Source organism: Elioraea thermophila (ex Habib et al. 2022) (genome assembly GCF_003336755.1).
Classification (GTDB): Bacteria; Pseudomonadota; Alphaproteobacteria; order Acetobacterales; family Acetobacteraceae; genus Elioraea; species Elioraea thermophila.
Map to the genome: position 1 here is coordinate 1 of NZ_QMDI01000012.1, position 25,341 is coordinate 25,341.

A 25,341-nucleotide genomic window follows, 5' to 3' on the forward strand; every position below is an offset into this window, starting at 1 on the left:
CGCCGGGGCCATGCCGCCGAGGCGGACGGTGCCGGCATCGGCGATGGGCTTCAGCGCCGGGGCCATGCCGCCGAGGCGGACCGTGCGGGAGTCCTGCGTCGGAGAGGCGGTGAGGATGGTGGTCATGGCAATCTCCTGCGTTCGTCTCTCGACTGCGTGTTCCTGCTTTGTTCCAGCCGCCGGCGGCGCAGACCGCTGTTGGCGGGGGCGGAGGCGGCAGGCCGGCGGGGCAGTCCTTCCCGCCGGGTGTCGAAACGGTAATAGGAGAGAGAGCCTATGGCAAGAGTTTTCTCCTACGCCGTCGGAACGGGATCCTATCATTCCGGCCGCGAGGGAAAGCCGGCGGCACGTCGGGCGATCAGCCACGTCCATCCCCTGCTCCTTCCACCATCGCGCGTAGGTTCTCGTCTCCATGCGCGTGATGAGATGGTGCAAATCCTTCAAGCTAGGTTAACGTCAGTTCGTGGCGCATCATGAACACGCTCTCTCCGTCAATGCCAGACATACGTGTGGGTGAGCTGCCCACCTCGCCGGCCCCGCGCCTGCGCCTGAAGCTGATCGGCGCCATGGACGCCTGGAGCGTGTCGAGCGAGCGCGTCCTGCCGCGCGTCCGAAAAACGCGCGCCGTGCTCGCGATTCTGGCCTTGGCGGCGCCCAAGCCCGTCAGCCGGCAGAAACTCTCCGGCCTGCTGTGGTCAACGCGTGACCGCGAGCAGGCGCGCGCCTCGCTGCGCCAGGCGCTGCACGAACTGTCGCTGACCCTCGCCCCCTGTGGGCCGCCCCTGCTGCATGCCGACCGGGATCAGGTGTGGCTCGACGCCGACGCCGTGTGGGTCGACGCCCTTCAGGTCGTTCGAGTCGAACCGGTTTCGCCCGCCCTGCTCGATCTCCTCGACGGAACGCTGCTCGAGGGGTTCGAGGGGCTCGACCCGGCCATGGACGCCTGGCTGGTCACGCAGCGACGCAGCTTCCGTGACCAGGCGCGCGGAGCGATCGAACGGTTGCTCGAGGCAACCACCGATTTTGAAGGGCGAATCGAGGTCGCCCAGCGTCTGCTTGCCCTCGACGAGGCGCATGAGGTCGCCTGGCGGGCGCTGATCGAGGCGCATGCCGCCCGCGGCGAACGAAGCCGTGCCCTCGAGGCGTTCGAATCCTGCCGCAGCGCTCTTGCCCGGCTGCTGAAGGCCACGCCCTCGCCGGAAACCCTGGCGCTTGCGGAAAGCCTGCGTGCCGGTGGTGAACCCGAAGTTCGCCCGCCGCCACCGAGCGAGATCAAGGTCGCCCCGAAGCGATCCGTTGCCCGCGGGGCGCGGCTCGGCGTCGCTCCCCTGCGCGCGCTCGGCAACGCCGATGAGGCCGACTTCGCCATCGGGCTGGCCGAGGAAATCACCACCGCCCTCGCGCGCTTTCGCTGGATCGCCGTCGTCTCCTCCGGCTCCCTCGCCCGGCTGGGCGAAACCGCCTCCGACCCCGAGGCGCTGCGGGCCGCCCTGGACCTCGACTTCCTGCTCGCCGGCACCGTGCAGCGTGACGAGGCACGGGTGCGGGTCTCGTTGCGCCTTCTCGACCTCCATGCCGGCGGCGAGGTCGTCTGGGCGCAGCGCTTCGACCAGCCGGCCGCCGACCTCCTCGCCCTGCAGGACGAGATCGCCGCCGCCGTGGTCGCCCGCATCGACCCCGAGATCCTGCTGATCGAGGCCCGTCGTGCCGCCGTGGCACCGGGCCGCGATGCCTCGGCGCATGCCCTCGTCCTGTCCGCCATTCCGGCCATCTACCGCCTGGAGAAGGAAAGTTTTCTCAAGGCCGGGCAGATGCTGGAGGAGGCGATCGCCCGCGAGCCGGACGACGCCACAGCGCATGCCTGGTATGCATACTGGCACATCTTCTACGTCGGTCAGGGCTGGGCGCCGGACCAAGCGGAGGCGATGGCACGCGCCGGCCGCCTGGCGGAACGCGCCATCCTGCTTGATCCGCAGGACGCCCGCGCCTTCGCCATTGCCGGCCACGTGCGGGCCTATCTGCACCGCCGGCTCGATGAAGCCATGGTCCTTCACGAGCGCGCGATCAGCCTGAACCCCAATCTTCCGATGGCCTGGGTGCTTTCCGGCGTCGCCCACGCCTATGCCGGTGACCACGAGGAGGCGCTGCGCCGGATCCTCCGCTACCGTCGCCTCTCACCGCTCGATCCGCACGCCTTCTTCTTCGACGTCGCCCTCGAGATCGCCTACCTCCTCTCCGGACGCTACGACGAGGCGATCGAGCTCGGCCGACAGTTGACCGAGGTCCATCCGGGCCTGTCCGCGGCCTGGAAGCCCTATGTGGCGGCACTCGCCCTCGCCGGTCGCACGGCGGAGGCCGAAGCGGCGGCCCAGCGCCTGCTCGCCATCGAACCCGGCTTCACGGTCGAACGGTTCCTCGCCTCGGCTCCCTTCGTGCGGGACGAGGACCGCGAGCGTTACGCCCGCGGCCTGCGCGAGGCGGGCATCCCCGAAACCTGAACCCGACCTTTGTTGCAGCGCACCATAACGATCGGCTAGCCTCCCTCCGCGCGGAAACGGGGAACGCCAGGTGACCGACGAGACCAAGCCCGAGGGTCGGGACGACATCGAGCCCGTCCTCCTCGAGGAGGAGATGCGCCGCTCCTACCTCGACTACGCGATGAGCGTCATCGTCGCGCGCGCCCTGCCCGACGTGCGCGACGGGCTCAAGCCTGTCCATCGCCGCATCCTGTTCGCGATGCACGAGGCGGGCTACGGACCGGACAAACCGCATCGCAAGTCCGCCCGCGTGGTGGGCGACGTGATGGGCAAGTACCACCCGCACGGCGACGCCGCGATCTACGACGCCATGGTCCGGATGGCGCAGCCCTTCGCCATGCGCCTGCCTTTGCTCGACGGGCAGGGCAACTTCGGCTCGATGGACGGCGACCCCCCCGCCGCCATGCGCTACACCGAGGTGCGCCTGGCTCCCGCCGCCCTGCTGCTGCTCGACGGCATCGACGAGGACACGGTCGATTTCCAGCCCAACTACGACGAGAGTGCCGAAGAGCCGCGCGTGCTGCCGGCCGCCTTCCCCAACCTGCTCGTCAACGGGGCGAACGGCATCGCGGTCGGCATGGCGACCTCGATCCCCACCCACAACCTCGCCGAGGTGATCGACGCTGCGCTGGTTCTGATCGACGACCCGGCCGCGTCGCTCGATGCGCTGATGGAACGACTGCCGGGGCCAGACTTTCCCACGGGCGGCATCATCCTCGGCCGCGGTGCCATCCGCTCGGCTTACGCGACGGGGCGCGGCTCCATCACCGTGCGCGCCCGCGCGCACATCGAGGAACTGAAGCGCGAGCGCGAGGCGATCGTCGTCACCGAGATTCCCTATCAGGTGAATAAGGCCGACCTTCTCGGCCAGATCGCCGACCTCGTGCGCGAGAAGCGGATCGAGGGCATCAGCGACATCCGCGACGAATCCGACCGCGAGGGCGTGCGCGTGGTGATCGAGCTGCGGCGCGAGGCGAACGCCGAGATCGTCCTCAACCAGCTCTACCGCTTCACCCGGCTGCAGACCTCGTTCCCGGTGCAGATGCTGGCACTCGCCGGCGGCCGGCCCGAGCAGATGGGGCTGAAGGCGATCCTGGAAGCCTTCCTCGCCTTCCGTGACGAGGTATTGATCCGGCGCAGCCGGTATCGGCTGGCCAAGGCGCGCGAACGTGCGCATGCCCTGATCGGGCTCGCCGTCGCGGTTGCCAACATCGATGACGTCATCGCCCTGATCCGGTCCGCCAAGGATGCGCAGGAGGCGCGCGAGGCGCTGATGGGCCGCGCCTGGCCCGGCGCCGATCTCGCGCCGCTTCTCGCCCTCGTCGACGATCCCGCCAACGCGCTCGGCCCGGACGGCACCATTCGCCTCACCGAGGCGCAGGCCCGCGCCATCCTCGATCTTCGCCTGCAGCGGCTGACGGGGCTTGAGCGCGAGAAGATCGCCGAGGAACTGCGGGGCCTCGGCGCCGACATCGAGCGCCTCCTCGGCCTCCTCTCCTCGCGCGCCGCGCGTCTCGCCGCCATCCGCGAGGACCTCCTCGCCATCCGCGCCGCGCACGCCTCGCCCCGCCGCACCACGATCGAGGAGGCGGAAGCGGAGCTCGACGACGAGAGCCTGATCGAGCCAGCGCAGATGGTGGTCACCCTCACCCGCGAGGGGTTCATCAAGCGCGTGCCGCTCTCCGCCTTCCGCGAACAGCGCCGCGGCGGCAAGGGCCGAAGCGGGATGGCGACCCGCGAGGAGGATGCGGTCACGCGCATCTTCGTCGCCAACACGCACGACGAGGTGCTGTTCTTCACCTCGCGCGGCATGGCCTATCGGCTGAAGGTCTGGCGCCTGCCGGAGGCCGCACCGCAGGCGAAGGGGCGCAACATCCGCCAACTGCTCGACGGGCTCGCGACGGACGAGACCATCACCGCCGTGCTGCCGCTGCCGGCGGACGAGACGCTGTGGGACAGCCTCTACGCGGTGTTCGCCACCTCCGCCGGCAATGTGCGGCGCAATCGTCTGTCGGATTTCCGCAACGTCCGCGCTTCGGGCCTGATCGCGATGAAGCTCGAGGGCGAGGAGCGTCTGATCGGCGTGCAGGCCGTGCGCGAGGACGACGACGTGCTGCTCGCAACACGCCAGGGCCGCGCCATTCGTTTCCCCGTCGCCGAGGAGCTCCGCGTCTTCGCCGGACGCACCTCCACGGGGGTGCGGGGGATCAGGCTCGCCGAGGGCGACGAGGTGATCAGCCTTTCCGTGCTGCGCCACGTCGAGGCCTCGGCGGAGGAGCGCGCCGCCTACCTCAGGATCGCCAACGCCAAACGTCGCGGCGCCGAGACGGAAGAGGCGGCGGCCGCGGAAGAGGAGGCCGAGGCGGCGGCGGAGATCGTGCTGTCGCCGGAACGCTACGCGGAACTCGAACGGGCCGAGGAGTTCGTGCTCACCGTCACCGCGGGCGGCTACGGCAAGCGAAGCTCGGCCTACGAATACCGCATCTCCGGCCGTGGCGGGCAGGGCATCATCGGCATCGCGCTGACGGCGAAGAACGGCCGGGCCGCGGTCGCCGCCTTCCCGGTGCGGGCGGGCGACCAGCTCATGCTCGCCACCGACAAGGGCCGCACCATCCGCATCCCCGTCGACGAGATCCGCATCGCCGGCCGCGCCACCCAAGGGGTGACGCTGTTCCGCATCGAGGAGGACGAGCACGTCGTCTCCGTCTTCCCGGTGATCGAGGAGGCGGAGGAGGAGAGCGACTGATGGGCGCGCGCCATGTCGGGCTCTATCCCGGCACCTTCGACCCGCCGACGCGCGGTCACGTCGACATCATCGGCCGTGCGGCGCGCCTCGTTGACGTGCTCGTCGTCGGCGTGGCGGCGAACGCGGGCAAGGGCCCGCTCTTTCCGCTCGCCGAGCGGGTGGCGATGCTGGAGGAGGAGATCGCGCCGATCGCCGCCCGCAATGGCACCGAGATCGTCGTCCGCCCCTTCGACTGCCTGCTCATTCGTTTCGCGCGCGAGGTGGGCGCGCGGATGATCATCCGCGGGCTGCGCGCCGTCTCCGACTTCGAGTACGAGTTTCAGATGGCGGGGATGAACGCGCGCCTGGATCCGGGGATCGACACCGTGTTCCTGATGGCCTCCGAGGGCGTGCACTTCATCTCCAGCCGCTTCGTCAAGGAGATCGCGCGGCTGGGGGGCGACGTCAGCGCCTTCGTCTCGCCCGCCGTGCTCGCCCGCATCACCGCTCGAGTGGCGTCGGAAGGCGACCGCGCAAGGCTTGCCATGGGGGCGGGTTCGGCGCACGACTGAACCGACGACGCGAGCGAGGGAGGAGACCCGACATGACCGGACTGAGGCGCGCGCTGATCGGCGCGCTCGCGGTGTTCGCCGCCGCCGGGGCGGAGGCGCAGGCACCGGCGCGCGACCCGGAGAACCTGCTGTTCATGGACCTCGCCTCGGGGCGGGTGGTGATCGAACTGCGGCCCGATCTCGCACCGAAGCATGTCGAGCGGATCAAGACGCTGGCCCGGCGCGGCTTCTACGACGGCACGCCGTTCCACCGCGTCATCGAGGGCTTCATGGCGCAGGGCGGGGATCCGACGGGCCGCGGCACCGGTGGCTCCGACCTGCCGAACCTGCCGGCCGAATTCACCCGCGAGGCGCGCTTCCTGCGCGGCACCGTCGGCATGGCGCGCACGAACGATCCGAACAGCGCGAACAGCCAGTTCTTCATCATGTTCGCCCCCGCCCCGCACCTCGATGGGCAGTACACCATCTGGGGGCGGGTGATCGAAGGCATGGAGCACGTCGATCGCATCAAGCGCGGCGACCCCAATCGCGGCGGCATGGTGATGGGCGAACCCGACCGCATCGTGCGCATGCGGGTCGCGGCCGACGTGCGCTGAGGCGGCAGCTGCGGGTCGGAGACGGGGCAGGGGTCACGCCGCGCGCGTTCCCCTGCGCCTCGTTCTGGCCTAGAAGGCGGCCACAGGGGCCGGTAGCTCAGCGGTAGAGCCGCGGACTTTTAATCCGTGGGTCGTGGGTTCGATCCCCACCCGGCCCTCCAGGCCTTTCGTTCATCCCGCGCGTTCTGCGGCCAAGGCGGCGAGCAAGGAGGCGGCCGGATCGCGCGCGAGGAGATCGCCGAGCGGAGCGGGCAGGCGGCGCCGCCAGTTCGGGTGCTCCGCGACGGTGCCCGGCAGGTTCACTTGGTCCGGCGACAGGATCGCGTCCTCGATCGGCAGCAGGACAAGCGCCGAGGCGGTGCGGCCGAGGAAGCGCGCGGCGGCGATGCCGAGACGGCTCAGCTCCGACGTCGGCGCCGGCGGCTCGCCCGCCGCGGCGCCGTGTTCGCGCAGGACCTGCCACAGCGCCGCGCGCTCGGTCTCGCGCTCGGCTCGGGCCGTTGCCTCGTCGCGCTCGTCGCCGAGCAAGCCCAGCGGAGCGCGCACGTCGATGTCCACTCCCCGCCACCAGCCGGCGAGGGTGGCGAGGTCGTGCGTCGTCGTCATCGCGATCGCGCGCGTGTCGTACCGGTCAGGGGGAAGGAACGCGCCCGTGCGATCGCGCTGGAAGAACAGCACGCGCAGGCCCAGCACGCCGCGTCGCGCCAGTTCCTCGCGCAGGCCCGCTTCCACCGTGCCGAGGTCCTCGCCGATGACGATCGCGCCTGCCCTGACCGATTCGAGCGCGAGAAGATTGAGCAGATCGCGTTTCGGAAAACGCAGGTAGGCGCCCTCGTCCGGCCGTGCGCCGTCGGGAATGCACCAGATGCGCGAGAGCCCCATCACGTGGTCGAGCCTGATTCCGCCCGCGTGCCGCATCGCCGCGCGAAGCTCCTCGCGGAAGGGGGCGAAGCCGGCTTCGACGAGCGCGGTGGGGGCGAAGGTGGTGAGCCCCCAGCCCTGACCGAGATGATTGAGCGCATCGGGCGGAGCGCCGATGCCCACCCCCTCGAGCAGGGCGCCTGCGCGTGCCCAGGCACGCGACCCGCCCGGGTGCTGGCCGACGGCGAGATCCGCGATCAGCCCGATGCGCATCCCCGCCCGTTGCGCGGTACGCTGGGCGGCGGACAGGCCGCGTTCGGCCAGCCACTGCAGGAAAAGGTGAAACGAGACCTCGGAGGCGTGTTCGCGCGCGAAACGCTCCACCGCCGGATGGGTGGGATCCCGCAACGGAGCAGGCCAAGCGCGCCAGTCCCACTGTGCCGGATCAACCCGATAGCGGGCGGCGTGAAGGGCCTCGAACACGGCGTGACGACGGAGCGAGTCGCCGCCCTCGCGCACGAAGGCCGCAAACGCTTCGGCGAGCGGCGAACCCACCGGGCAAGCGGCGGCGAACCGTTCGAACAGGGCGCGCAGCAGAGCGAGCCGTGCCGGTACCGCCCGCGCGTAGTCCACCAGCGGCAGCGCTTCGAGTGCGGCGAGCTCCTCCGCAAGGCCCGTCGCGCCGATCAGGTCGGCGAGATGAGCCACCTCGGGGAGAGCACCCGGGTCGACGAGCCGCCCGTCGGCCTGCGCGCGCGAGGACGGCGAGTAGGGGCTGGCATGCGCGGGGTCGGCGGCGAACAGAGCGTGCGTCGGGCTCAGCATCAGTGCATCCGCCCCCGCCCGCGCGGCCGCCCGCGCGGCCTCAGCGAGCGCGCCGTAGTGGCCCAAGCCGCCGTCCTCGGCAGCCCGCAGCCCGTAGACCTGCACCGCGAGGCCCCAGAGGCGTTCGCGCTCCAGGCGGCCGAGGAAGCAGGCGCGAGGGCAGACGGCGATCCGTGTCGCGGCCCGGACCGCGCCGGAGAGCTCGATCACGCCCTCGCCGATCGTCCTCGGCAGGGTGATCGCGATGGAGCGCTCTTCGGCTTCCCGCGTCACCTCGGCAACACCGGCGGCGCATTCCCCCGAGTCGAGAACGATCCGCCAGGCGACCGTTCCGTTCGCGTCAGCCGGAACGGCAAGCCGCCGCACCTCGCCCGCTTCGGCGGTCAGCAACGGCGGCGGCGACCACGACGCGGGCCGGGCTGCGAGCGCCTCGTCGGGACGCGAGGGATCGGTGCCGAGCGCGGTGAGAAGCGCCCGCAGCGTGTCGGGCGAGACCAGGCGCTGCCGGCCCTGCCAATCCCACCACTCCGTCTCGATGCCGCGCGCGCGCGCAAGCGCGGCGAGCGCCTCGTCCTCGTCCATCGCGCGAGGCTGCGGTGCCGGGAGGGGAAACGCAAGAACGGCCGGGATGCCCCGGCCGTTCCGCACCAAGGAGAGGACCGCTGCCCGCTCAGACGGCGCGCATCAGTGCCTCGGTCTCGCGCACCATGCGTGCGAGCCCCGCCTCGGGGGCGAGATCGCCGCGCATGATGGCGGTGAGCAGCTCCTGCTGCACGCGATGGATGCGGGGCCCGTTCGCGCCGTAATCCTCCCATGGCAGGGAGCGGTCCATCTGCAGGGCGGCCGAACGGGCATTCGGGTTCTGCTCGTAGAAGCGGCCGAGGAACTCGGGGGCGAGCGCCTTGAGGTTGACGGGGAGGTAACCCGTCATCTCGACCGCGATCTTCTGGGCAAGCGGGCCGGCTGAGAACTTCACGTACTCCCACGCCGCGCGCAGCTTGGCGGGATCGGTCGCCATGATCACCGCCGCATTGCCGCCGGTCGGCACCCCGCCATTCGTCTTGTCGGTGATCGGGAAAGGAGCCGTGCGGAGCGGGAAGCGGCCGCCGACCAGGTTGCTGATGACCGCGAGGCGGGCGGGGCTGTCGAAGATGATGCCGATGCCGCCGGTGGCGAATTGCTGGCGGTTCTGATCCGCCCCGATCAGCTCCATGCCGCATTCGGTGACGAAGCGACGGGCGAGCCGGACCGCAGCAAGCCCGGCTTCGCCGGCGAAGGCGACCGACTTGCCGTCCGCCGACAACATGCGGCCGCCGCCTTGCTGCACCAGCGCCTGCCAGAGCCAGTCGGAGTCGAAACTGTTGATGTAGTAGGAAAGTCCCATCGCCTGCGGCACCGCGCGCTTGATCGCGGCAGCGAGTGCGATCACGCCCTCCCACGAGTCGGGGAACTGGTCGGGGTTGCCGCCTGCCCGCGCCACCAGTTCAGGGTTGTAGTAGGCGATCGGCGAGGAGGCGTTGAACGGCATGCCGTACTGCCGCCCGTCCACCTTGCCGAGGGCGAGCATGCGCGGGCTGAAATTCTCCGCCGCCCAATTCGCTCCCTCCGCGGCGATGAGCATATCGAGTGCGAGGATCTGGTTGCGCGCGCTGAGGGTGCGGGCGAGCTCGGGCAACCGGTTGAAGCCGGAGAAGGCGACGTCTGGCAGCTGGTTGGTCAGCGCCCCGCGCAACAGCGCCTGATGGAGCTCATCGTAGTTCGGCAGGATCTGGCGGAAGCTGATCCGGATCCCCGGGTTCGCCTTCATGAACTCCTCCGCCACCGGGGTGAAGAAGCGGGCGAAGGAGGGGTAGGCGTGCAGCACGTCGAGCGTGACGGTGGCTTGCGCGCGCACCGCGGGTGCGGCGAGCGCTCCGGCGGCGGCCGCCGTGCCGAGCAGGAACTCCTTGCGTGTCAGCATCGTTCTCTCTCCTCTCGAGCGATGCGGGCCGGCCCGATACCGACCCGAATCATTTGAGTCCCGTCATGGTCAGGCCGCGCACGAAGCCTCGGCGGGCGACCAGGAAGGCGAGCACCAGGGGCGCGGTGATCAGGGCCGCCCCTGCCATCAGGGCGCCGTAGTTGCCGCCTGTCTCTGCGTCGCGGAAGGCGAGGATGCCCAACGGCGGCGTGGCGCGCTCCCTCGAGGTGACGACGATCAGCGGCCAATAGAGGTCGTTCCAGTGGGCGACGATGGAGAACACCGAGAAGGCGCCGATCGCGGGCAGGGCGGCGGGTACCGCAAGGCGCCAGACGATCTCGAACTCGCCCATGCCGTCGAGCCGGGCGGCCTGCAGGATCTCTTCCGGATAGGTGCGGAAGAACTGGCGGAACAGGAACAGGCCGAACACGGTGAGGAAGAACGGGAACATCAGGGCGAAGAAGGTGTCGAGCAGCCCTGCCTTGGCGAGGGCGAGGTAGAGCGGCAGGGCCGGCACCTGGATCGGCACGGTGAGGCCGAACAGGACAAGGCCGAACAGCACGCCGCGGCCGGGAAAGCGAAGCCGCGCCAGCGCGTAGGCCGCGGGCAGGGCAGTGGCGAGCTGCACGGCGAGGATGCCGAGACAGACCACCGCCCCGTTCAGCATCGCACGCGGAACGTTGCTCGCGAACAACGCCTGGGCGTAGTTCTCGAAGCCGGCGAAGCGCGAGGGGATCGGGTCGAATACCGCCCCGAACACCTCCTCCGCCGGCCGGATGGAGGTGAGCAGCATCCAGACGAAGGGCGCGAGCATCAGCACCGCCCCGATGAGCAGCACGAGGTGCGACAGGACGGAGGCGAGAAAGGCGCGCGACCTCATGCGTAGTGCACCCGACGCTCGATCAGCCGCGCCTGCAGGAGCGACAGGAGGCAGAGGAAGGCGAGCAGCACCACCGTCATCGCCGCCGCATAGCCCGTGCGGAAGTAGTGGAAGCCCTCGAGGTAGAGGACGTAGAGCAGCGTGTCGGTGGCACCGAGCGGCCCGCCGCGTGTCAGCACCACTACGGTGTCGAACACCTTGAAGGCCGAGATGGTGGTGGTGATGGTGACGAACATCGTGGTGGGGCCGAGCATCGGCCAGGTGACGCGCAGGAAACGGTCGACCGCGCCGGCCGCACCATCGAGCGCGGCCGCCTCGTAAAGGTCGCGCGGAACGGCGGAAAGCCCGGCCAGGAACAGCACCATGTTGAAGCCGAGCAGCTGCCACAGCCCGATCAGCGCGAGGGTGGCGAGAGCGAGATCGGGGTCGTTCAGCAGGTCGAGCCGGCCGAAGCCGAGTGCGGCGAGAAGGGGCGTGACCGGACCGAGGGAGGGGTGGAGCAGGAACTGCCAGACGGTCGCCATCGCGACCAGGGTCGAGGTGACCGGCAGGAAATAGATCACTTCGTAGAGCGAACGCGTTCGCTTGCGCGCATGCACGAGGGCGGCGAGAGCGAGACCGCCGAACACGCCGGCCGGCAGCACGAAGGCGACGTAGAGGAAGGTGTTGCGGATGGCGCGGCGGAACACGGGGTCGCTGAACATCTCGGCGTAGTTGGCAAGCCCAACGAAGCGCACCGCCACTGCGCCGAGGCGATAATCCGTCACCGACAGGAGAACGAGCACGATCAGGGGCGCAAGCAGGATCGCGACCAGCAGCAGTGCGGCCGGGGCGGCGAAGGCAGCACCGGCGAGAGCAAGGCGTCGTTCGCGGGCGGCGAGCTGAGGCGCGGGCGAAGCGAAGGGAACGGACGAGACGGCCATCGCTCACTCCACGACGGCGGTGTGGGCAGGGTCGGGCTCGACGCGTGCGCCGTCCGGCCCGAACAGGTGCACGCCTCGCGCGCGCAGGACGAGGGTGAGGGGGTCCTCAAGCAAGCCCGAGGCGCGTGCCGCCTCGTGCTCGGCCGCGGTGAGGCGCACGATGGCGGGGGGCTCTCCGGGCAGGTCGAGCCGGACGTGCAGGTGCCACTCGGCGCCCAGGTTCTCCGCCCGCACAAGGCGCGCGGCGAGGGCAGGCCCGTCCGCTTCGGGGCCGAGCGGCAGGGCGAAGGCCTCCGGGCGGATGCCCAACGACAGGCGTGTGCCGGCGGCGAAACGATGGCCGAAGGGTAGGCGGACCGCACCGAGCCGGATGCCGCCCACCCCGTCCGCCACCGTCTCCAGGACGGTAAGCGAGGGCGAGCCGATGAAGCGGGCGACTGCGAGCGAAGCCGGGCGGTCGTAGAGGTCGTCGGGCGTGCCGAGCTGCAGGATTCGGCCCTGGTCCATCAGCGCGATCCGGCTCGACATCGTCATCGCCTCGACCTGGTCGTGCGTGACGTAGATGAAGGTGGTGCCGAGACGGGCGTGGAGATCGGCAAGCTCGTGCCGCACCTCGACGCGCAGCGCGGCGTCGAGGTTGGAGAGCGGCTCGTCCATCAAGAACACCGCAGGATGCCGGACCATGGCGCGGCCGAGGGCGACGCGCTGCCGCTGACCTCCCGACAGTTGCGCCGGCTTGCGATCGAGCAAGGCCTCGATGCGCAGGGCCTCGGCGACGGCGCGCACCTCCGCCATGATGCCGCGCATCACGCGCGCTCGCCGCGGCGAGAGGTGCTTGATGAGGGGCAGGCGCTCGAGCAAGGTGAGGCGGCGCATCTCGAGCGGGGTGGCGAGGTTTCCCGCCACCGTCATGTGCGGATAGAGGGCGTAGGACTGGAACACCATCGCCACGTCGCGTTCGGCGGGCGGTAGGTGGTCCACCGGCCGGCCGGCGATCGACACCGTTCCGCAATCCTGCCGTTCCAGACCGGCAATGATGCGCAGAAGTGTTGACTTGCCGCAGCCCGAGGGGCCGAGCAGCGTCAGAAACTCGCCCGCCCGCACCGCGAGATCGAGCCCCGCGAGCACGCGAGTTCCGCCGAACGACTTCGCAATTCCCGTCAGGCGAACGCCATCCGCGCTTTCGCCGTCCGTCACCCCAGGCCTCCCAGAAGATGGTGCGGGTATATCGGGCCGGGCGGGAGCGACACGTGAAGCTTCGATGACACGTGCATGCGGCGAAGAACTCCCATGCGCGCGAGAAGGGGACCGACGGGTGAGGGGCAGTTAAGCGTACAGGCCCTGGTAGTCGCCCGCGGAGATCGCGGCGAAACCCATGCGGGAGAACGTCTCGAACAAGGGCCGCCAGCGTTCGCGGTCGGGGCGGACGGGAGCGACGAAGCGGGGCAGGGTGTCGGCGAGGATGGCGCGGAGCAGCGGGCCGTCCTCCTCGCCCGACCGCTTGCGCCAGATCGCGCCCGCGCGGTCGGGGTCGCGGCGGATCAGCGCGATCGCTTCCGTCAGCGCCTCCTGCAGGGCGGCGACGGCGCCGGGTTCGCGGACGGCGAAGCCCTGCGAGGTGAAGAGTTCGAGGCCGGAGAAGTTCGGCAAGCCCACCGCGGCGGTGGAGACGAACACGTGCGGCAGGCCCTCGACCATCGCCCCCACCACTTCGAAGTTGTGGAAACAGAGCCACGCCCCGTCGAACCCCGCCTTGAGATTCTCGAGGTGCCGGAAGCCCGCCTCGACGATGGCAACGCCGTCGGGGTCGAAGCGGCCCGCCTTCGTCTCGACGTGCCGGCGCAGGATCTCGCGCGCGATCGCGTTGGTCGGTTCGGCGGAAACGGGGGACGCGATGCGGATCGGCTCTCCAGCCAGCAGGCGGCGTTCGCCGTCCGGGGTGAGCATCACCCCACCTTCGGTTTCGAAGAAGCAGCCCAGGGCCCGCAGCCCTGGACGTTTCGCGTCCAGCATGTGCAGGGGTTCGTTGCAGGCGAAAGCGATGCGGCAGGCTTCCACTTCGGCGAGCCCGTCGTAGTGGCCCTCGGGCGGGATCAACGCCACCGCAAGCCCCGCACGTGCAAAGAGCCCCTCCTCGTCGGCGACCAGGAAGGGAAGGTGGTCCGGGTTGAGGAACCACTCGAGCGCGATCTCGACCTTCATCTCGTTCTCCTCCACGCCGGGGCGCGGAGGGACCGAGAGGGCGAACGGCGCCCCATCGCGGCGACATTCCCTCCGCGGGCATGACCCCGATCAGGTTCGATGGGTGCGTCTCAGCCGGGAGGGGGCCCCGGCGCCCCAAGTCGCCGACGCATCGCTAGCCGTGCCATCCTCCCCTGGCAAGTTCGGCCGGCCGAAGCCGAAGGCTCTCAGCGTGAAAGATTCCCCTGGCCCTTGTCCGACCGTGCCGGAAGGCCATCTCGGAGTCATGGCGGAGGGAGAGTCGTCGAGTGGGCTCCTGGGTGCGATTCGCGACAAGCTGATCGCCCGCAAGCAGGCTTGGGCCGAGGAGAAGCGTCTGATCACGGGGCGGGCGGGGGTGCGCGAGGTCGATCGGCTGCCGCCCGGCCAGCGCCTGGTGCGTGACTGGCCGGTGCTCGACCTCGGCGTGCAGCCGGCGATCCCGCGCGAGCGGTTCCGGCTCATCGTGGATGGCTTGGTGGAAAACCCGGTGGTGCTGGATTGGGCCGGCGTGATGGCGCTGCCGCAGTCGGAGAACGTCTCCGACATCCACTGCGTGACGGCGTGGAGCCGCCTCGACAACCGCTGGGGGGGCGTGAAGGCGAAGGACCTGATCGCGCAGGTGCGCCCGCGCGCGGAGGCGCGGTTCGTGCTGTTCCAGTCCTCCGACGGCTACACCACCAACGTGCCACGCGAAGCCTTTGAGGACGATGACGTCATGCTCGCCCACACTTGGGAGGGCGCGCCGCTCGACCGTCGCCACGGGGGCCCGCTTCGCGTCGTCATCCCCAAGCTCTACTTCTGGAAGAGCGCAAAATGGCTGCGCCGCATCACCTTTTCGGCCGAGGACAAGCCCGGCTTCTGGGAGGTGCGCGGCTACCACAACCACGGCGACCCGTGGCGCGAGGAACGCTATGGCTGACACCCCATTCGGCCGCTCGGCCGGCCGCGAGGAGGCCCCAGAGATGATCGACCCCGTCCGTCGTGTGCTCGGTGTGGTCGGCGCGCTCGGCGTCGCCCTCGCCCCGTTCCGCCCGGACCCCGCGCTTGCCCGCGAGCACCGGGCCTGGGACTTCACCTTCCAGTCGATCGATGGCGACCCGATGCCGCTCGCGCAGTGGCGCGGCAAGGTGCTGCTCGTCGTCAACACCGCCTCGTTCTGCGGCTTCACCAACCAGTACGCCGCGCTGCAGAACCTCTACGCGCGGTACCGCGAGCGGGGCCTCGTGGTGATCGGCGTGCCGTCGAACGACTTCCGCCAGGAGAAGGACAGCAACGAGGCGGTGAAGCGGTTCTGCGAGGTCACCTTCGGGGTCGACTTCCCGCTTGCCGCGATCAGCCGGGTGACGGGTCGCGAGGCGCACCCGTTCTATCGTTGGGCGGCTGCCGCATCCTCGCCGCCGCGCTGGAATTTCCACAAGTATCTGATTGATCGCGAAGGAAAGCTTGTCGGGTCTTGGGGGGCATCGACGCGGCCGGATTCAGCCGAGGTGATCCGCGCCATCGAGGCCGCGCTCGACCGCTCAGCGCCCGCCGCCTGAGCCGGGGGCAAGCCAGAGCCAGGCCAGGGCGGCGAGGCTCGCGGAAACCGCGATCCCGACTGCCATCGCCCAACCCTGCGGGTCAAGCACGAGGGCGACGGCGAGGCCGCCGAAGGCCGCGATGCCCCACTGCAGGAAGCCGAGCAGGGCCGAGGCTCGGCCGGCCATCTCGGGGAACGGGGCGACCGCCCCCGACTGCGCATTCGCTTGTGCAAGCGCGAAGGCGATCATGTAGAGCACCATCGGCGCGGTGACCGTGACCACACTCGGGCCGAGCAGGGCGAGGGCGGCAGGGCCCGACCAGCCGAACAGCACACAGAGCCCAACCCCGAGCCGAAGCGTGCGGTCGACGCCGAGCCGAGGTGAGACGCGGCGCGCGATGGAGCTGCCCGCGATGTAGCCGCAGACCGCGGCGGCGAACAGGAAACCGTAACCGCGCGGACCGAGCCCGAGCCCCATCTGCGCCACATGGGACGAGCCGGAGATGAAGCAAAAAAGCCCCGTATACGTAAACGCAGAAACAAGGGCATAGCCGAGAAAGCTGCGATGGCGCAGGAGGTGTGCATAGGCCGAGAGGAGGCGGGCGGGATCGAGCGCAGTGCGATCCCGCATCGGAATGGTCTCCGGCAGCAGGAACGCGGCGGCGAGGCCGATGCCGAGTGCTGCCAGCGCGAGCAGCCAGAAGGCGGCGCGCCAGCCAGCGAGATCGACGACGACGCCGCCTAGGACGGGGCCGATCGCCGGGGCGAACGCCATCAGCCCGGCGATCGTGGCATAGACGGCGGCGGCGCGCGGCGGGTCGGTGGTGTCGCGCACCACCGCGCGGGCGACGACCGGGCCGCCGCAGGAGCCGATCGCTTGCACCACCCGCGCCGCGATCAGCGCCCCGAGGGAGGGGGCGAGGGCGCAGGCCACGGTTGCGGCGAGATAGACCACGAGCCCCGCCGCCACCGCGGGGCGCCGGCCGAAGCGATCGGAGAACGGCCCGTACAGGAGCTGGGCGGGCGCGAAGCCGAGCAGATACCCCGAGAGCGTCCACTGCACGCCCGCGGTGTCGGTGGCGAAGGCGGTGGCGATCGCGGGCAGGGCGGGCAGGTAGAGATCGGTGGAGAGCGGGCCGAGGGAGACGAGTGCCGCGAGCAGCCAGATCGGCGGAGTCACGGGGCGGTGCCCGCAGTCAACGCTGGGCGAGCAGCGGCAGCAGGCGTTCGACCACCGCGGCGAACATCGCTTCCGTGAGCCGGCCGGTGTTCGTGTTGTAGCGGCTGCAATGGTAGCTGTCGGCGAGGACGATTCCGCCGAGATCGTGCTGAGCGCCGTGCGAAAAGGGAAGCGCCGAGGCGCGCAGACCCCGCGCCCGCAGCACCGCTTGGTGGGCGATCGCGCCGAGGGCCAGCACGGCGCGCAGCCGCGGCATGGCGGCGAGTTCGGCGGTGAGGAAGGGGTTGCAGGCGGCGATCTCCGCCGGGGTGGGCTTGTTCTCGGGGGGCACGCATCGCACCGCGTTGCAGATGCGTGCCTCCGTCAACTCGAGCCCGTCGTCCGGCCGCGCGGCATAGGTTCCGCGCGCGAGGCCGAAGCGAAGCAGCGTGCGATAGAGGAGGTCTCCGGCGTAATCACCCGTAAACGGACGCCCCGTTCGGTTGGCGCCGCGCAGACCCGGGGCGAGGCCGACGACGAGGAGAGGGGCGTCGAGCGGTCCGAAGGACGGGACCGGCGCGTTGTACCAATCGGGCTCGCGGGAGCGATTTTCGGCCCGAAAGGAGGCGAGCCTCGGACAGAGCGGGCAGTCGCGCGCCGGCGTGACCGGCGCGTTCACTGGCTGTGGCCGTTCTCCCCAGGAGGCTTGGCGGCCACTTCGGCGGTGGCGACCGCGGCGCGGCCGGCGCCGACTGTCTCGACCACGAAGGGCCGCGCCGATGCCGCGGCCCGCTCGCCCTCGCGCGGGGCGCCTGGCTCGCGGGGTGGCACGATGCGGCGGGTGAACTCGCCCATGATGTCGGCGAGTTCGATGAACTGATCGGCCTGGCGGCGGAGTTCATCGGCGATCAGCACCGGCTGGGTCTTGATCGTGCTGACGACCGAGACGCGGACACCCTTGCGCTGCACCGCCTCGATGAGCCGACGGAAATCGCCATCGCCGGAGAACAGCACGATGTGGTTCACGTGCGGCGCCATCTCCAGCATGTCGATGGCGAGCTCGATGTCCATGTTGCCCTTCACGCGGCGCCGCCCTGTCGAGTCGGTGAACTCCTTCGCGGGCTTGGTGACGACCGTGTAACCATTGTAGCCGAGCCAGTCGACCAACGGCTTCAGTGGCGTGTAGTCTTCCGTCTCCAGGACTGCCGTGTAGTAAAACATGCGCACGACATAAGCACGTAGCCGGAAGAACGCATGCAGCGATTTGTAATCGACATCGAAACCAAGCGAGCGTGAGGCGGCATAGAGGTTTGCGCCGTCGATGAATACGGCAAGGCGTTCTGATTTTTCGAACATATGACTGTTGCTCCCTACGATCGGATCTTGCTCAGCCTGCCTCGAGCGATGAGGAGGCGAAGCCTAGACCCGTCCGATCCCGACGGAAAGCCTTTGACAATGAAATGACATCGGTCCTGGGTTGTGTCCCGGACTGGTCTTACGCAGGACGATCGCATGGCGAGCGGGATCTCGGCCGCTTGCCTGAGGCCGGACCGGCGTCTAATAAGAAAAGTTCGCAAGACGTGACGAGGGGCGGCGCATGGCGCGCGTGACGGTTGAAGACTGCATCCTGAAGGTGCCGAACCGGTTCGAGCTGGTGATGCTCGCCGCGCAACGGGCGCGCAACCTGCACCGCGGCGAGGCGCCGACGGTCGATCGCGACAACGACAAGAACCCTGTGGTCGCGCTGCGCGAGATCGCCGAAGGCACGATCGACCTTGAAGCGGTGCGCAACGACCTGATCAAGAGCCTGCAGCGGCTGCCCGAACCGGAGCCTGTCTCCGAGGAGGTGCAGGATCTGCTGCCGACGGAGAGCAACATCTTCGCCGGCCTCGACATCACGCCCGAGGAGCAGGCGGCGGAGGAGCAGGGCGCCGCCGAGGAGGATATCGAGGCCGCCATCGCCCGCGAACTCGGCGGCTGAGGGCGACGATGACGGGCGGGGGAAACGCGCACGAAGCTCGCCTCGCCCGTCGCGCGTGACGGGACGATGCCGGACGGGGCGCTCGGTTTCGCCCAAGGCCTGATCGAGCGGGTCCGGGCCTACGACCCGCGCGCCGACCTTCCCCTCATCTTCCGCGCTCTCGATTTCGCCGCCGCCGCCCACGCCGGCCAGACGCGCGACAACGGCGATCCCTACATCACCCACCCGGTCGAGGTCGCCACCATCCTCACCGACTTCCGGGTGGACACCAGCTCGATCGTCACCGCGCTGCTGCACGACGTCGTCGAGGACACGGGCACCACGCTTGCCGACGTCGAACGGGGCTTCGGCCGCGATGTCGCCCGCCTCGTCGACGGCGTGACCAAGCTCAACCGGCTCGAGCTCACCTCGGAACGCTCCAAGCAGGCGGAGAACTTCCGCAAGCTCGTGCTGGCGATGAGCGAGGACATCCGGGTCCTGCTCGTCAAGCTTGCGGATCGGCTGCACAACATGCGCACGCTGCGTTTCGTGCGCGACGAGAACCGACGCCGCCGCATCGCCGCCGAGACGCTGGAGATCTATGCGCCGCTCGCCGAGCGCATCGGCATGGACCAGATCAAGACCGAGCTCGAGACGCTGGCCTTCCGCGAACTGCAGCCCGACGCCTACGCCTCGATCATGAACCGCATCGCCTTCCTGCGCGGCGAAGGGGCGGACCTGATCGAGCGCGTGACCGAGGAACTGCGCAAGCTGATGACGGAGGCCGGCATCGCCGCCGAGGTGACGGGGCGGGAGAAGAGCCCCTATTCGATCTGGCTGAAGATGCATCGGCGCAACGTCGCCTTCGAGCAGCTCTCAGACATCATGGCCTTCCGCGTCATCGTCGGCTCGATCGACGAGTGCTACCGGGCCTTGGGCATCGTCCACTCCGCCTATCGGGTCGTGCCCGGCCGGTTCAAGGACTACATCTCGACGCCGAAACCGAACGGCTACCGCTCCCTGCACACGGGGGTGATGCTGCCCGAGGGGCAGAAGATCGAGGTGCAGATCCGCACCCGCGAGATGCACGAGATCGCCGAGTACGGTGTGGCGGCGCACTGGCACTACAAGGACAAGGGCTCGATCCCCGCTCCCGATCCGCACCAGTACCGCTGGCTCCGCAGCCTGCTCGAGATCCTCGAGCAGGCCTCGGGACCGGAGGAGTTCCTGGAACATACCAAGCTCGAAATGTTCCGGGACCAGGTGTTCTGCTTCACCCCGAAGGGCGATCTGATCACGCTGCCGCGCGGCGCCACCCCGGTCGATTTCGCCTACGCCGTGCACTCGGAAGTGGGCGATACCTGCGTGGGCGCGAAGATCAACGGCCGGATCATGCCGCTGCGCACCGAGCTCGCGAACGGCGATCAGGTCGAGATCATCACCGCCCGCGGGCACACGCCGAACCCGGAGTGGGAGCGCTTCGTCGTCACCGGCAAGGCGCGGGCGCGAATCCGCCGCTTCGTCCACGCCCAGGCCAAGGCGCGCAGCATCGAACAGGGGCGGGCGATGCTGGTGAAGGCCTTCCGTCAGGAGGGGGTGGAGGGTGGAGAGAAGGTGCTCGAGGGCGTGCTGAAGACGCTGAAGCAAGCCTCGCTCGAGGATCTCTACGCTGCCGTGGGCTCTGGCGCGATCGGGCCGCGCGAGGTGGTGTTCGCCGCCTACCCCGAACTTCGCCCGCGTCCGCGCCCGACGCCCTTGCTTCCCGCGATGAGCCCGCGTTCGGCCCGCCCGCAGCCATCCGGCCGCGAGGAGGAGGCGCGTCGCGCCGTGCCGATCGCCGGCCTCGTTTCGGGCATGGCCGTGCACTACGCGGGCTGCTGCCACCCCCTGCCGGGCGATCGCATCGTCGGCATCATCACCACCGGCAAGGGCGTGACCATCCACACCGCCGACTGCCCGACCCTGGAGAGCTTCGCCGCCACGCCGGAACGGTTCATCGACGTCTCCTGGGACACCGACACGTTGGCCGAGGCCAAGCACACGGGGCGGCTCGCCGTCGTCACCGCCAACCAGCCGGGCGCGCTCTCGACGCTCACCACCGTGATCGCCAAGCGCGAGGGCAACATCTCGAACCTGAAGATCGTCGGCCGCAGCCCGGAGTTCTTCGAGATGCTGGTCGATCTCGAGGTGCGCGACCTCTCCCACCTCGGCGACATCATCGCCGCCTTGCGCGCAAGCCCGCACATCCGCAGTGTGGAACGGGCGCGCGCCTGACGCGCCTCACCCCTGCCGTTCCCCCTTTCCCGGCCCGGAGGACCGATGACCGACCGCGTGCGCCTCGGCGTCAACATCGACCACGTCGCCACGCTGCGCAACGCCCGCGGCGGCGACCATCCCGATCCGGTGCGGGCGGCGCGCATCGCGCGCGAAGCCGGCGCCGATCAGATCACCGCCCATCTGCGCGAGGATCGCCGCCATGTGCGCGACGACGACATGTGGCGGCTCAAGGAACAGATCGCGCTGCCGCTCAATTTCGAGATGGCGGCGACGGAAGAGATGGTCGCGATCGCGCGCCGCCTCGCTCCCCACTCCGCCTGCCTGGTGCCGGAGCGTCGCGAGGAGCGCACCACCGAAGGCGGGCTCGACGTGATCGCCAACCGCGCGCTGCTGACGGATGCCGTCGCCGCGCTGACCGAGGCCGGCATCCGGGTCGCGCTCTTCGTCGAGCCCGACCCGGCCCAGCTCGATGCCGCCCGCGCTGTCGGCGCGCCGGTGGTCGAACTGCACACGGGCCGCTACTGCGATCTGTCGGGCGAGGCGCGGGAGGAGGAGCTGGCGCGGATCGCGGCGGCGGCGCGCCATGCGGCCGCGATCGGGCTTGCCGTGCATGCGGGCCACGGGCTCGGGTTCGACACGGTCGGGCCCGTCGTCGCCCTGCCCGAGGTCGAGGAGGTCTCGATCGGGCATTTCATGATCGGCGAGGCGATCTTCCTCGGCCTCGGCACGGTGATCCGCGAGATGCGCCGGCGCATCGACAACGCCCGCGCCGGGCTCTGAAGCGCCGCGCACGGAGGGGAAGGAATCCCTCCGTGCGGGCGTGAAACGATCGCTCAGGCCTTAGCGAGCAGGCTGTCGACGAACTCCCAGTTCACCAGCCGCTCGAGGAAGTTGCTGATGTAGTCGGGGCGGCGGTTGCGGAAGTCGAGATAGTAGGAGTGCTCCCAGACGTCGCAGCCGAGGATCGCCGTGCCCTGGCCCTCGGCGAGCGGGTTGGAGCCGTTGGGCGTCTTGGTGCAGGCGAGCTTGCCGTCCTTGGCCACCACGAGCCAGCACCAGCCGGAGCCGAACTGGGTGACGCCGGCCTGCTTGAACGCCTCCTTGAAGGCGTCGATCGAGCCGAAGTCCTCGATGATCTTCTTCTCGAGCCGCCCCGGCATCGCCCCGCCGCCATTCGGCTTCATGCACTGCCAGAACAGGTTGTGGTTCCAGTGCTGGCCGGCGTTGTTGAACACGCCCGCCATCTCCGGCTTGCCGAAGGACATCGTCACGATCTCCTCCAGCGTCTTGCCCTGCAGTTCCGGCATCTTCTCGACGAAGCCGTTCAGCGCGGTGACGTAGGCTTGGTGGTGCTTGCCGTGATGCAGCTCGAGCGTCTCTTGGCACATGCCGGAGGCGGCGAGCGCCGAGTGCGGGTAGGGCAGAGGCGGCAGGGTGAACGCCATGATCGGTTGCTCCCCGTGTCGGTTCCGTTTCGGCGTGGATAGCGCTGGATGACGCCTTGGGTGGGCACGGCGGTAGGCCGCGCGCTGCCCTGAGCTAGGCGGGAGGCGGGGCGCCGTCAACAGCGCGCGCTTGACCCGCGGCATGGCCTTCGCCAAGTGGCACGCCGTGTCGGTCCCGCGCGAGCGGGCGAAAGAGGGAACGCCGTGCGGCGGTCCGAGCCGGTCTGGGGTGAGCGGCGTGTCACTCCGATCGGCGCGGCCGGCCAAGTCGGCGGCTGCCCCAGCAACTGTCGGCGGGTGGGCCGCCGGTCCGTGTGTCCCGGCGAGGGGCGCGCCACTGCGGGCAATGCCGCGGGAAGGCAGGATCGGCGGTGGGACGGAGGCAGGGTCCTCCCTCCCGACCCGCAAGCCAGGAGACCTGCCGGCACCGTGCAGCCCGGGGCGAGCCCCGGGAGCGCGCAACCCCATCCGCCCGGGCTGGGTGCACCGGGCCGAGGAGACCGTCTGCGATGACCATAGCCGCCAATCTCGGCTGGCCTCGGATCGGCCCGAGGCGAGAACTCAAGACCGCCCTCGAATCGTTCTGGTCGGGCAAGAAGAGCGAGGACGACCTGCTCGCCGATGCGCGCGCCTTGCGCGTCGCCGCCCGCGCCGTGCAGCGCGGGCGGGGCATCTCGCACATCCCGTGCGGCGACTTCGCGCTCTACGACCACGTTCTGGAGACGGCCTGCAGCCTGGGCGCGATCCCCGCCGGCTACGGCTGGTCCGGCGAGGGGCCCGTGCCACTCGCCACACTCTTCGCGCTGGCCCGCGGCGCCCCGGCCGGTCGTTTCGGTCCCGAGCCCGCCCCCGCTCTCGAGCTGACCAAGTGGTTCGACACCAACTACCACTATCTGGTGCCGCGGCTTTCGGGCGAGACGCGCTTCGGCCTGGCGCACGACCGCTGGACCGAGGCCTACGCGGAGGCGCGCAGCGAGGGAGTGCAGACGCGGCCCGTCCTCATCGGCCCCGTCACCTTCCTTCTTCTGTCGAAACGGGAAGACCAAGGCGATCCGCTGGCGCTGCTGCCCTCCCTCCTGCCCGCCTATGGCGCGATCCTGCGCAACCTGGCCGAGGCGGGTGCGGTGTGGGTGCAGGTCGACGAACCCGCTCTGGTGACCGACCTTCCGCCCGGCGCGCACGAGGCCTACGCGCTCGCCTACCGCGGGCTGGCTGACGCAGCACCCGGGCTCAAGCTGCTGGTCGCCACCTATTTCGAGGGCCTGCGCGACAATCTCGCCACCGCCTGCGCCCTGCCGGTTGCGGGGCTGCACGTCGATCTCGTCCGCGCGCCCGATCAGCTCGACGCCGTGCTCGCCGCCTGGCCGAAGGACCGCTGGCTCTCCCTGGGCCTCGTCGATGGGCGGAACGTCTGGCGCACCGACCTTCGCGCCGCCCTCGCCGTCGCTCGCCGCGCGCGCGAGGCGGGTTTCGGCGAGCGGCTGATGATCGCGCCCTCGTGCTCCCTCCTCCATGTACCGCACACCGTGGCCATGGAGGACGCGCTGGACCCTGCGCTCAAGCGCCGGCTCGCCTTCGCGGTGGAGAAGCTCGAGGAGGTGGCCACACTTGCGCGCGGGCTCGACGAGGGCGAGGGCGCGATCGCGGCGAGGCTTGCGGAAAGCGACGCCGTCCTCGCCGAAGCGAAGGCCGACCCGAGGCTCAACGACCCTGCCGTCGCCGCGCGGCTCGCCGCGATCACCCCCGAGATGGAGCGCCGCGCGAGCCCCTATCGCGAGCGGGCGAGGAAGCAGGCCGAGCGTCTCCGCCTGCCGCCGCTGCCCGTCACCGCGATCGGCTCCTTCCCGCAGACGGCGGAGGTGCGCGCGTTGCGCAGCCGCCTCGCCAGGAGCGAGATCACGCAAGCGCAGTACGAGGCCGAGATCGAACGGCTGATCGCCGAAGTGGTGCGCTGGCAGGACGAGATCGGCGTCGACGTGCCGGTGCACGGCGAGTTCGAACGCAACGACATGGTGAAGTACTTCGCCGAGCATCTCTCGGGCTTCGCCTTCACCAGGCACGGTTGGGTGCAGTCCTACGGATCGCGCTGCGTCGCCCCGCCCATCATCTGGGCCGACGTCTCCCGCCCCGCCCCGATCACCGTGCGCTGGTCGGCCTACGCGCAGTCGCTGACGCGGCGGCCGATGAAGGGCATGCTCACCGGCCCCGTGACGATGCTGCAATGGTCCTTCGCGCGCACCGACATCCCACGCGAGACGATCTGCCGCCAGATCGCGCTCGCGCTCCGCGACGAGGTGCAGGATCTCGAGCGGGCCGGCATCGCCATCATCCAGATCGACGAGCCGGCCTTCCGCGAGGGCCTGCCGCTGCGCCGGGCCGACCGGGCCGATTACCTGCGCTGGGCGGTGGCGTGCTTTCGCCTCGCCTCCTCGGGCGTGCGCGACGAGACGCAGATCCACACCCACATGTGCTATTCGGAGTTCAACGACATCATGGCCGAGATCGCGGCGCTGGACGCGGACGTGATCTCGATCGAGACGGCGCGCAGCGACATGGAGCTGCTCGAGGCCTTCCTCGACTTCGCCTACCCGAACGAGATCGGGCCCGGGGTGTGGGACATCCACTCGCCCATCGTGCCGACTGCGGAACGGATGGCCGGGCTCCTGCGACGCGCCGCCAATCGCATCCCTCCCGAACGGCTCTGGGTGAACCCCGATTGCGGGCTGAAGACCCGGGCTTGGGAGGAGGTGCGGCCGGCGATGGCGAACATGGTCGAGGCGGCGCGCATCCTCCGCGCCGAACTGGCGGTGCCCGCGGCCGAGTGACGCACGCCGGGGGAGGGGGCATCAGCCTTCTCCCCCCATACCCGCCCGTTTGGG

The 25,341-nt window shown here is 70.1% G+C and carries 20 protein-coding genes, 1 tRNA gene and 2 riboswitches; of the genes, 11 read left to right on the forward strand and 10 right to left on the reverse strand.

Translation table 11 applies throughout. The features are described 5' to 3' along the window. Positions 1-494 precede the first annotated feature (494 nt). The 5 genes from DWB05_RS13375 to DWB05_RS13395 all read left to right on the forward strand — a co-directional run bounded on the left by DWB05_RS13375 (position 495) and on the right by DWB05_RS13395 (position 6,591). Entirely contained in the window at positions 495-2,498 is a 2,004-nt protein-coding gene (locus tag DWB05_RS13375; RefSeq protein WP_157967211.1) for a BTAD domain-containing putative transcriptional regulator, read from the forward strand. 70 nt (positions 2,499-2,568) lie between these two features. Further along, entirely contained in the window at positions 2,569-5,283 is a 2,715-nt protein-coding gene (gene gyrA / locus DWB05_RS13380; protein ID WP_114377721.1) for a DNA gyrase subunit A, read from the forward strand. Then, positions 5,283-5,834 carry a pantetheine-phosphate adenylyltransferase gene (gene coaD, locus DWB05_RS13385; RefSeq protein WP_114377722.1) on the forward strand — a complete coding sequence of 184 codons (552 nt, stop codon included), beginning with the start codon at positions 5,283-5,285 and terminating at the stop codon, positions 5,832-5,834. Before gyrA ends, coaD begins: the two co-directional genes overlap by 1 nt. 134 nt (positions 5,835-5,968) lie before the next feature. Further along, positions 5,969-6,430, forward strand: coding sequence for a peptidylprolyl isomerase (locus DWB05_RS13390; protein WP_456298233.1), 462 nt, complete (start codon positions 5,969-5,971; stop codon positions 6,428-6,430). 86 nt (positions 6,431-6,516) lie between these two features. After that, positions 6,517-6,591: transfer RNA gene (locus DWB05_RS13395), tRNA-Lys, on the forward strand. Between the two features lie 10 nt (positions 6,592-6,601). Here DWB05_RS13395 and malQ read toward each other — a convergent pair. From malQ to DWB05_RS13425, 6 genes are all read right to left on the reverse strand, one after another. Further along, positions 6,602-8,698: a 4-alpha-glucanotransferase gene (gene malQ / locus DWB05_RS13400; RefSeq protein WP_114377724.1), complete on the reverse strand. Its 2,097-nt coding sequence runs from the start codon at positions 8,696-8,698 to the stop codon at positions 6,602-6,604. A gap of 88 nt (positions 8,699-8,786) precedes the next feature. Then, positions 8,787-10,076, reverse strand: coding sequence for an ABC transporter substrate-binding protein (locus DWB05_RS13405; RefSeq protein WP_114377725.1), 1,290 nt, complete (start codon positions 10,074-10,076; stop codon positions 8,787-8,789). Positions 10,077-10,125: 49 nt separating this feature from the next. Beyond that, on the reverse strand, positions 10,126-10,956 hold the full coding sequence (locus tag DWB05_RS13410; protein ID WP_114377726.1) for a carbohydrate ABC transporter permease: 831 nt from the start codon (positions 10,954-10,956) through the stop codon (positions 10,126-10,128). Further along, a complete protein-coding gene (locus tag DWB05_RS13415) occupies positions 10,953-11,879 on the reverse strand; it encodes a carbohydrate ABC transporter permease (RefSeq protein ID WP_114377727.1) in 927 nt (308 codons plus the stop codon). Before DWB05_RS13415 ends, DWB05_RS13410 begins: the two co-directional genes overlap by 4 nt. Positions 11,880-11,882: 3 nt before the next feature. After that, on the reverse strand, positions 11,883-13,076 hold the full coding sequence (locus DWB05_RS13420; RefSeq protein ID WP_269815589.1) for an ABC transporter ATP-binding protein: 1,194 nt from the start codon (positions 13,074-13,076) through the stop codon (positions 11,883-11,885). A gap of 129 nt (positions 13,077-13,205) precedes the next feature. Continuing rightward, entirely contained in the window at positions 13,206-14,081 is an 876-nt protein-coding gene (locus DWB05_RS13425) for an ABC transporter substrate-binding protein (protein WP_114377729.1), read from the reverse strand. A gap of 49 nt (positions 14,082-14,130) precedes the next feature. After that, a riboswitch (TPP riboswitch) is annotated at positions 14,131-14,229 on the reverse strand. Positions 14,230-14,346: 117 nt separating this feature from the next. Here DWB05_RS13425 and DWB05_RS13430 point away from each other — a divergent pair. Next, positions 14,347-15,021 carry a sulfite oxidase-like oxidoreductase gene (locus DWB05_RS13430; RefSeq protein WP_114377730.1) on the forward strand — a complete coding sequence of 225 codons (675 nt, stop codon included), beginning with the start codon at positions 14,347-14,349 and terminating at the stop codon, positions 15,019-15,021. Beyond that, entirely contained in the window at positions 15,014-15,640 is a 627-nt protein-coding gene (locus DWB05_RS13435) for a glutathione peroxidase (protein ID WP_232818551.1), read from the forward strand. Before DWB05_RS13430 ends, DWB05_RS13435 begins: the two co-directional genes overlap by 8 nt. Here DWB05_RS13435 and DWB05_RS13440 read toward each other — a convergent pair. The 3 genes from DWB05_RS13440 to DWB05_RS13450 are packed head-to-tail and all read right to left on the reverse strand — an operon-like array spanning position 15,623 to position 18,136. Continuing rightward, the gene (locus DWB05_RS13440) at positions 15,623-16,801 is read right to left on the reverse strand and encodes a multidrug effflux MFS transporter (RefSeq protein ID WP_157967212.1); all 1,179 of its coding nucleotides are present in this window, start codon (positions 16,799-16,801) and stop codon (positions 15,623-15,625) included. The genes DWB05_RS13435 and DWB05_RS13440 overlap by 18 nt on opposite strands. Before the next feature lie 16 nt (positions 16,802-16,817). Further along, the gene (locus DWB05_RS13445; protein ID WP_114377732.1) at positions 16,818-17,459 is read right to left on the reverse strand and encodes a uracil-DNA glycosylase; all 642 of its coding nucleotides are present in this window, start codon (positions 17,457-17,459) and stop codon (positions 16,818-16,820) included. After that, positions 17,456-18,136 carry a LabA-like NYN domain-containing protein gene (locus tag DWB05_RS13450; RefSeq protein ID WP_114377733.1) on the reverse strand — a complete coding sequence of 227 codons (681 nt, stop codon included), beginning with the start codon at positions 18,134-18,136 and terminating at the stop codon, positions 17,456-17,458. The genes DWB05_RS13445 and DWB05_RS13450 overlap by 4 nt, the downstream gene beginning before the upstream one ends. A 241-nt stretch (positions 18,137-18,377) precedes the next feature. Here DWB05_RS13450 and rpoZ point away from each other — a divergent pair, with 241 nt between their 5' ends. The 3 genes from rpoZ to DWB05_RS13465 all read left to right on the forward strand — a co-directional run bounded on the left by rpoZ (position 18,378) and on the right by DWB05_RS13465 (position 21,797). Further along, positions 18,378-18,761: a DNA-directed RNA polymerase subunit omega gene (gene rpoZ / locus DWB05_RS13455; protein ID WP_114377734.1), complete on the forward strand. Its 384-nt coding sequence runs from the start codon at positions 18,378-18,380 to the stop codon at positions 18,759-18,761. Between the two features lie 66 nt (positions 18,762-18,827). Beyond that, positions 18,828-21,014, forward strand: a complete 2,187-nt coding sequence (locus tag DWB05_RS13460) for a RelA/SpoT family protein (protein WP_114377735.1) — start codon at positions 18,828-18,830, stop codon at positions 21,012-21,014. A 45-nt stretch (positions 21,015-21,059) separates the two neighbouring features. Then, positions 21,060-21,797: a pyridoxine 5'-phosphate synthase gene (locus DWB05_RS13465; protein ID WP_114377736.1), complete on the forward strand. Its 738-nt coding sequence runs from the start codon at positions 21,060-21,062 to the stop codon at positions 21,795-21,797. Positions 21,798-21,850: 53 nt separating this feature from the next. Here DWB05_RS13465 and DWB05_RS13470 read toward each other — a convergent pair whose 3' ends face one another. Further along, positions 21,851-22,462 carry a superoxide dismutase gene (locus DWB05_RS13470; RefSeq protein WP_114377737.1) on the reverse strand — a complete coding sequence of 204 codons (612 nt, stop codon included), beginning with the start codon at positions 22,460-22,462 and terminating at the stop codon, positions 21,851-21,853. Between the two features lie 153 nt (positions 22,463-22,615). Next, a riboswitch (cobalamin riboswitch) is annotated at positions 22,616-22,902 on the forward strand. A gap of 69 nt (positions 22,903-22,971) precedes the next feature. Between DWB05_RS13470 and metE the strand changes: the two genes are divergently transcribed. Continuing rightward, entirely contained in the window at positions 22,972-25,287 is a 2,316-nt protein-coding gene (metE, locus tag DWB05_RS13475; protein WP_114377738.1) for a 5-methyltetrahydropteroyltriglutamate--homocysteine S-methyltransferase, read from the forward strand. Positions 25,288-25,341 lie beyond the last annotated feature (54 nt).

Coding starts and splice junctions, on each gene's coding strand:
- DWB05_RS13465 (WP_114377736.1), top strand. CDS start 21,060: ATGACCGACCGCGTGCGCCTCGGCGTCAACATCGACCACGTCGCCACG.
- DWB05_RS13390 (WP_456298233.1), top strand. CDS start 5,969: ATGGACCTCGCCTCGGGGCGGGTGGTGATCGAACTGCGGCCCGATCTC.
- coaD (WP_114377722.1), top strand. CDS start 5,283: ATGGGCGCGCGCCATGTCGGGCTCTATCCCGGCACCTTCGACCCGCCG.
- DWB05_RS13375 (WP_157967211.1), top strand. CDS start 495: ATGCCAGACATACGTGTGGGTGAGCTGCCCACCTCGCCGGCCCCGCGC.
- DWB05_RS13470 (WP_114377737.1), bottom strand. CDS start 22,462: ATGGCGTTCACCCTGCCGCCTCTGCCCTACCCGCACTCGGCGCTCGCC.
- DWB05_RS13450 (WP_114377733.1), bottom strand. CDS start 18,136: ATGTTCGAAAAATCAGAACGCCTTGCCGTATTCATCGACGGCGCAAAC.
- DWB05_RS13425 (WP_114377729.1), bottom strand. CDS start 14,081: ATGAAGGTCGAGATCGCGCTCGAGTGGTTCCTCAACCCGGACCACCTT.
- DWB05_RS13415 (WP_114377727.1), bottom strand. CDS start 11,879: ATGGCCGTCTCGTCCGTTCCCTTCGCTTCGCCCGCGCCTCAGCTCGCC.
- DWB05_RS13435 (WP_232818551.1), top strand. CDS start 15,014: ATGGCTGACACCCCATTCGGCCGCTCGGCCGGCCGCGAGGAGGCCCCA.
- DWB05_RS13410 (WP_114377726.1), bottom strand. CDS start 10,956: ATGAGGTCGCGCGCCTTTCTCGCCTCCGTCCTGTCGCACCTCGTGCTG.
- DWB05_RS13405 (WP_114377725.1), bottom strand. CDS start 10,076: ATGCTGACACGCAAGGAGTTCCTGCTCGGCACGGCGGCCGCCGCCGGA.
- rpoZ (WP_114377734.1), top strand. CDS start 18,378: ATGGCGCGCGTGACGGTTGAAGACTGCATCCTGAAGGTGCCGAACCGG.
- malQ (WP_114377724.1), bottom strand. CDS start 8,698: ATGGACGAGGACGAGGCGCTCGCCGCGCTTGCGCGCGCGCGCGGCATC.
- DWB05_RS13460 (WP_114377735.1), top strand. CDS start 18,828: ATGCCGGACGGGGCGCTCGGTTTCGCCCAAGGCCTGATCGAGCGGGTC.
- metE (WP_114377738.1), top strand. CDS start 22,972: ATGACCATAGCCGCCAATCTCGGCTGGCCTCGGATCGGCCCGAGGCGA.
- DWB05_RS13430 (WP_114377730.1), top strand. CDS start 14,347: ATGGCGGAGGGAGAGTCGTCGAGTGGGCTCCTGGGTGCGATTCGCGAC.